General features: G+C 38.4%; 5 protein-coding genes, 1 pseudogene and 1 riboswitch. Of the genes and pseudogenes, 4 read left to right on the top strand and 2 right to left on the bottom strand.

The genetic code is table 11. From position 1 onward, the window contains the following. Both ABZA26_RS07035 and ABZA26_RS07030 read right to left on the bottom strand, forming a co-directional pair. Nucleotides 1–149, bottom strand: a pseudogene (locus ABZA26_RS07035) (2-oxoacid:acceptor oxidoreductase subunit alpha); the annotation flags it as partial. A 17-nt stretch (nt 150–166) separates the two neighbouring features. Beyond that, on the bottom strand, nt 167–361 hold the full coding sequence (locus tag ABZA26_RS07030; protein WP_372713812.1) for a ferredoxin family protein: 195 nt from the start codon (nt 359–361) through the stop codon (nt 167–169). A gap of 495 nt (nt 362–856) precedes the next feature. Between ABZA26_RS07030 and ABZA26_RS07025 the strand changes: the two genes are divergently transcribed. The 4 genes from ABZA26_RS07025 to ABZA26_RS07010 form a co-directional block, all read left to right on the top strand. Beyond that, entirely contained in the window at nt 857–1,672 is an 816-nt protein-coding gene (locus tag ABZA26_RS07025) for an XdhC family protein (RefSeq protein ID WP_372713811.1), read from the top strand. Nucleotides 1,673–1,766: 94 nt separating this feature from the next. Then, a riboswitch (purine riboswitch) is annotated at nt 1,767–1,866 on the top strand. An 82-nt stretch (nt 1,867–1,948) separates the two neighbouring features. Further along, a complete protein-coding gene (locus ABZA26_RS07020; RefSeq protein WP_372713810.1) occupies nt 1,949–2,737 on the top strand; it encodes a xanthine dehydrogenase family protein subunit M in 789 nt (262 codons plus the stop codon). After that, the gene (locus ABZA26_RS07015; RefSeq protein WP_372713809.1) at nt 2,737–3,189 is read left to right on the top strand and encodes a (2Fe-2S)-binding protein; all 453 of its coding nucleotides are present in this window, start codon (nt 2,737–2,739) and stop codon (nt 3,187–3,189) included. Before ABZA26_RS07020 ends, ABZA26_RS07015 begins: the two co-directional genes overlap by 1 nt. Beyond that, on the top strand, nt 3,190–5,168 hold a 1,979-nt coding region (locus ABZA26_RS07010; RefSeq protein ID WP_372713808.1), incomplete at its 3' end, for a xanthine dehydrogenase family protein molybdopterin-binding subunit.

Below are 5,168 nucleotides of genomic sequence, written 5' to 3'. Positions count from 1 at the left end.
TCTTCCATCTGAATAAATTTCCCTTCAACTCTAGGAAGCATTTCAGCAGATTTTTCCATTACTTCAGTAGACGGTGTGATAGGATATCCTGCAAAAAATTTCATTCCAGCAGCGATGGCACCCTCAACACACGCTTCATTACCTTGCATAAATTTAATTTGACTCATTATCCATTCCTCCTAATACCGATTGCAAAATCTGGACATAGTTTTCCACACATATTACACTTGATACATGCGCTGATATCTTTTACATTGACTTTTCCGTCTTTCATATCCAAAACATCTTTTGGACAGAATTCCACACAGATTCCGCACCCCTTACACCATAATTTTTTAACAAAAAGTACCTTTTCTTCCATAAATGCCCCTCCAAGATCTTATTTAATTCTATTGGAAACTTATTAAAAAGTTTTGTTTATATTTTGAAAAATTAATTGAACAATAGTAAATTAAACATTAAAATGCACTACATACATAATATACAATAAAGCTGAATAATGCTAGTATTAGCATTTTCAAATAATATATGATTAAAGCCATGATGTATATACGCTGTATATTGTGACCGAGAAATTAATATATAATATCATAGATGGTCACAATTTTTTAGGATAATTTTTTTAGCTGGGATAATAAAACTTCAATTATAAATTGTTTTTTAAGGTATTTATTTGTTCAAATTTTGGATTTACGATATAATTATTTAAAGTAAAAATATTGAATTGTTTAAAAAAATTAAAATTTTAAAGTGTTTTATATGAATAAATTCAATAATTTAAATATATAAAATTAAATTTAAATCAAATAAAAAATATTAAAAAAATGAATAAAAGCTGAAATGGGGAGGGGTAAATATGGAAGGCAGACTAATGACGGAGATATCAAAAAGAATAGAGAAAGGTGAGAAAGCAGCTCTTGTAACCTTGATAGATGTAGAGGGTTCCAGTCCCGGAAAGGCAGGTTCTCTCATGGGAGTATTTGAAGACGGGAGTATAGCGGGAACAATCGGCGGAGGAAATTTGGAATATCAGGTGATAAGCTCTGCTTTGGAAGCTATAGAGGAAAGCAAAAACAGAAAGTTTGAGTTTGAACTGGTGGAAGAGGGAGAACTCCACATGAAGTGTGGGGGAAAAGTAAGTGGGTATATAAAAATATTTGAAAAAAGAAAGAAGCTGATAATTGTAGGTGGCGGACATCTAGGACAGGAACTGTATAAGCTGGGGAAATTTCTAAATATGTATACTACTGTAATAGACGACAGAGAAGAGTATGCCAACGAAAAAAGATTTCCCCAGGCAGACGAACTTCTTCATGGAAGTATAGGGGAAATACTTGAAAAGTATGCTCTGGATGAAGGTTCCTATGTGGTGATCGTAACAAGGGGACATTCCTACGATAAGGATGCCCTGAGGGCAGTAACAGGAAGAACTGCAGCTTATATCGGGATGATAGGGAGCCGGAAAAAAATAATAGAAACATACAAAGACCTCATAGATGAAGGAGTGAAGGAAGAATACCTGGAAAAAGTCTATTCCCCTGTGGGATTGGATATATCAACAGGTGAGCCTAATGAAATAGCTCTTGGAATAATGGCCGAAATACTGAAGGTGAAAAATCAAGGAAGCGGCAGACATATGTCAGAAGTAAAAAAAGTAAGAGTGCAGGGATAAAACCCAACTTCTACTTTGGAAAATAACAATTAAAAATTAGATTTACAAGTGGAAATATCTTGTGAAGTTGTTAAAATTCTTCCTTCATGTTATAATATTTTAAAATGATTACACTCATATATGCCTGTGATATGGTCAGGCGTTTCTACAAAGTTGCCGAAAATAACTTACCTATGAGTGAAGAGAAAAATAGTGGAATAAAACACCTATTTTCTTCACTTTAAAATGAAGAGATAGGTGTTTTTTATTATATGGTTTTAGGTAGGAGGTTTAAAATTGTTTACTTTTTCAAAATATCTGTTGGCTTCGTCTTTGGAAGAAGCATATGATGTGCTTACAAAAAACAGAAACAATGCGATACTGGGAGGCACGGCTTACATGAGGATGGGAAACAGACATCTGGCTACAGCCATTGATCTGTCATCCCTGGATCTGAGCTTTATAAGAGAAAACGAGGATAATATTGAAATAGGTGCCATGACAACATTCAGAGATATCGAGGTAAGTGATATTTTAAAAAGAAACTTCAGCGGAATAGTGGCTCGTTCTGTAGAGGACATAGTGGGGGTGCAGCTACGTAATGTAGTAACTGCTGGAGCTACGGTATTCTCCAAATACGGATTTTCAGATTTCATCCCGGCACTGCTGGCTCTAGATGCATCGGTTGTTCTTTTTAACGGGGGAGAGATCTCATTGGAAAAATTCCTAGAATCAGATATAAAAAAGGATGTGCTGGTAAAAATACTGATAAAAAAGAGTCCTGTGAAGGGAAACTTTCAGACGATAAGAAAGACAAAAAGTGACTATGCAATCCTAAATGTAGTGGCTGCCAATATAGACGGAAACATAAGGATAGCTGTGGGAGCAAGGCCTGGAAGGGCTGTTTTGGCAACAAAGGCTATGGAAATCCTTAAAACAGAGGGTCTGAGCAATGAAAATATACAGGCTGTCTGTGAAACAGCTTCAGAAGAGCTCACTTTCGGAGATAACATGAGAGCCACTGGAAAATACAGAAAGGCTGTCTGCAAGGTTATGCTGAAGAGAGCTCTAACGGAGGTAATGTAATGAATATAGATGTAATAGTAAACGAAAGAAAAATGAACTTCAGTGTAGAATGTGATGAATATCTTGTGGATACACTGAGAAGATATGGATTTTTAAGTGTAAAAAAAGGCTGTGATACAGGATCTTGCGGACTATGTACAGTATGGGTAGAAGGTAAGCCAGTATTGTCATGTTCTACTCTGAGTGTAAGGGCTGCCGGAAAAAATATAACTACCATAGAAGCTCTGCAAAAAGATGCGTTGGAATTTGCAGAATTTATGGCTGGAGAGGGAGCGGAGCAGTGCGGATTCTGTGCTCCGGGATTTACCATGACGGTGCTTGCCATGAAAAAAGAGTTGGAAAATCCCACTGAGAAGGAGATAGTGCATTATCTAAACGGAAATCTGTGCAGATGTACAGGCTACGTATCTCAGCTAAGAGCTATAAAAAAATATATGGGGGTAGAGAACTAGATGAAAATAGTAAGTCAGGGGATAAAAAAAGTAGACGGTATAGGGGTAATAACCGGAAGACCTGTCTATACTGATGATCTCAATATAAACAACAACCCTCTCATAATAAAAATACTGAGAAGTCCACACGCCTCAGCAAAAATAATAAGTGTCAACAAAAGCATAGCAGAGAAAGTACCAGGTGTAGAGTGTATTCTCACTCATGAAGATGTTCCTAAAACGAGGTTTACACTGGCAGGACAGTCGTATCCAGAGCCATCTCCTTATGACAGGAGAATACTGGATGATTATGTGAGATATGTAGGAGACGAGGTTGCCATAATAGCAGCTGTAGATGAAAAGACGGCAATGAAGGCCATGAAACTTATAAAAGTAGAATATGACGTTTTAGATGCTGTACTTGACTATGAAAAAGCCCTGGATAATCCTACTTTAGTTCATACTGAAGAAATTCATCAAAACTTTGATATCGGAATGGAAAGAGAGAGAAACATAGCATCTAGCTTTATCATAGAAGACGGAGATGTGGAAAAAGCCTTCAGAGAGAGTGATATGATAGTAGAGGAAACTTATTATACTCAGCCTCAGATTCACGCCATGATGGAAACCTACAGAACTTCCACTTACCTTGATGCCAACGGAAGGCTCTGTGTAATAAGTTCTACTCAGATACCTTTTCATGTAAGAAGGCATCTGGCAAGGGCTCTAGAGATTCCTAGAAGTAAGATAAGAGTAATAAAACCCAGAATAGGCGGAGGATTCGGAGGAAAGCAGACAGCTGCTACAGAAATATTTCCTGCCATTGTAACTCTCAAAACCGGTAAACCTGCCAAATTGATATACAACAGAAGAGAGACTCACACCTGTACAACGTCGAGACACGGTATGAGACTCAAGGTCAAAATGGGATCTGATCTGGAAGGGAATATAAAAGGATTTAGTATAGATATACTTTCAAATACAGGAGCCTATGGAGAACATGCTCCCACAGTGACAAAATTAGTGGCATTTAAAACCTCACCCCTATACGACAGGGCCGCAGTGAGATATGATGGTAAAATCGTATACACAAATACTATGCCTGCAGGAGCCTTCAGAGGTTATGGAGCTACTCAGGGAACTTTTGCAGTAGAGTCTGCAATAAATGAACTTGCAAAAAAACTGGGGATGGATCCTACAGTAATCAGAGAGAAAAACCTGGTGGAGCCTTCACCTGATAACTATATAGTAAGCGGAGATATAAAAAAGTGTGTGGAAAAAGGTAAGGAAATTTTTGGATGGGATGAAAAGCACCAGGCCAGAGTAATGGAAAACGGAAAAATAAGAGCAGCAGGGATGGCTGTGACCATGCAGGGTTCTGGTATAGCAGGTCTGGATACGGCAGCAGCGACCATAAAACTTTGGGATGACGGGACTTATACTTTGTTTGTGGGAGTTACTGACATGGGTCAGGGAAGTGATACTGTACTGACTCAGATGGCTGCAGAAGTGCTGGAATGCAGTATAGATAAGATAATATTAAATTCGGCTGATACAGATGTATCCCCTTATGATCCTGGGGCATATGCTTCGAGTGGTACCTATGTCACTGGAAATGCAGTGATAATAGCTGCAAACAAGATGAGAGCTGAGATAATAAAAGGAGCTTCTGAAATAATGAAAGTTTCAGAGGATGAGATTTTATTTAACGGAGACTGTGTGGAGGCGGAAAGCGGTGAAAAAATCCAGCTGGATGACCTCGCTAACAGGCTCATATCCTTTGAAGGTAGAAATCAGATAACTGTTACAGGTACATGGGGAGGAGAGAAATCTCCGCCACCTTTTATAGCAGGATTTGCAGAAGTAGAGGTAGACCCAGAAACCGGGGATATAGAGGTCTTGGATTTTCTGTCAGTGGTGGACTGCGGGACCCCTATAAATCCTAATCTTGCAAGGGTTCAGGTAGAGGGCGGTACAGCCCAGGGGATAGGTCTTGCCCT

It is taken from the genome of Ilyobacter sp. (assembly GCF_041583315.1).
Taxonomy (GTDB): domain Bacteria; phylum Fusobacteriota; class Fusobacteriia; order Fusobacteriales; family Fusobacteriaceae; genus Ilyobacter.
Note: the sequence above shows the minus strand (reverse complement) of the source record. Positions and strands in the feature narration are given on the sequence as shown.

What these genes read in the sequence shown, in the direction of transcription:
- ABZA26_RS07015 (WP_372713809.1), top strand. Translation starts at nt 2,737, where the DNA reads ATGAATATAGATGTAATAGTAAACGAAAGAAAAATGAACTTCAGTGTA.
- ABZA26_RS07025 (WP_372713811.1), top strand. Translation starts at nt 857, where the DNA reads ATGGAAGGCAGACTAATGACGGAGATATCAAAAAGAATAGAGAAAGGT.
- ABZA26_RS07030 (WP_372713812.1), bottom strand. Translation starts at nt 361, where the DNA reads ATGGAAGAAAAGGTACTTTTTGTTAAAAAATTATGGTGTAAGGGGTGC.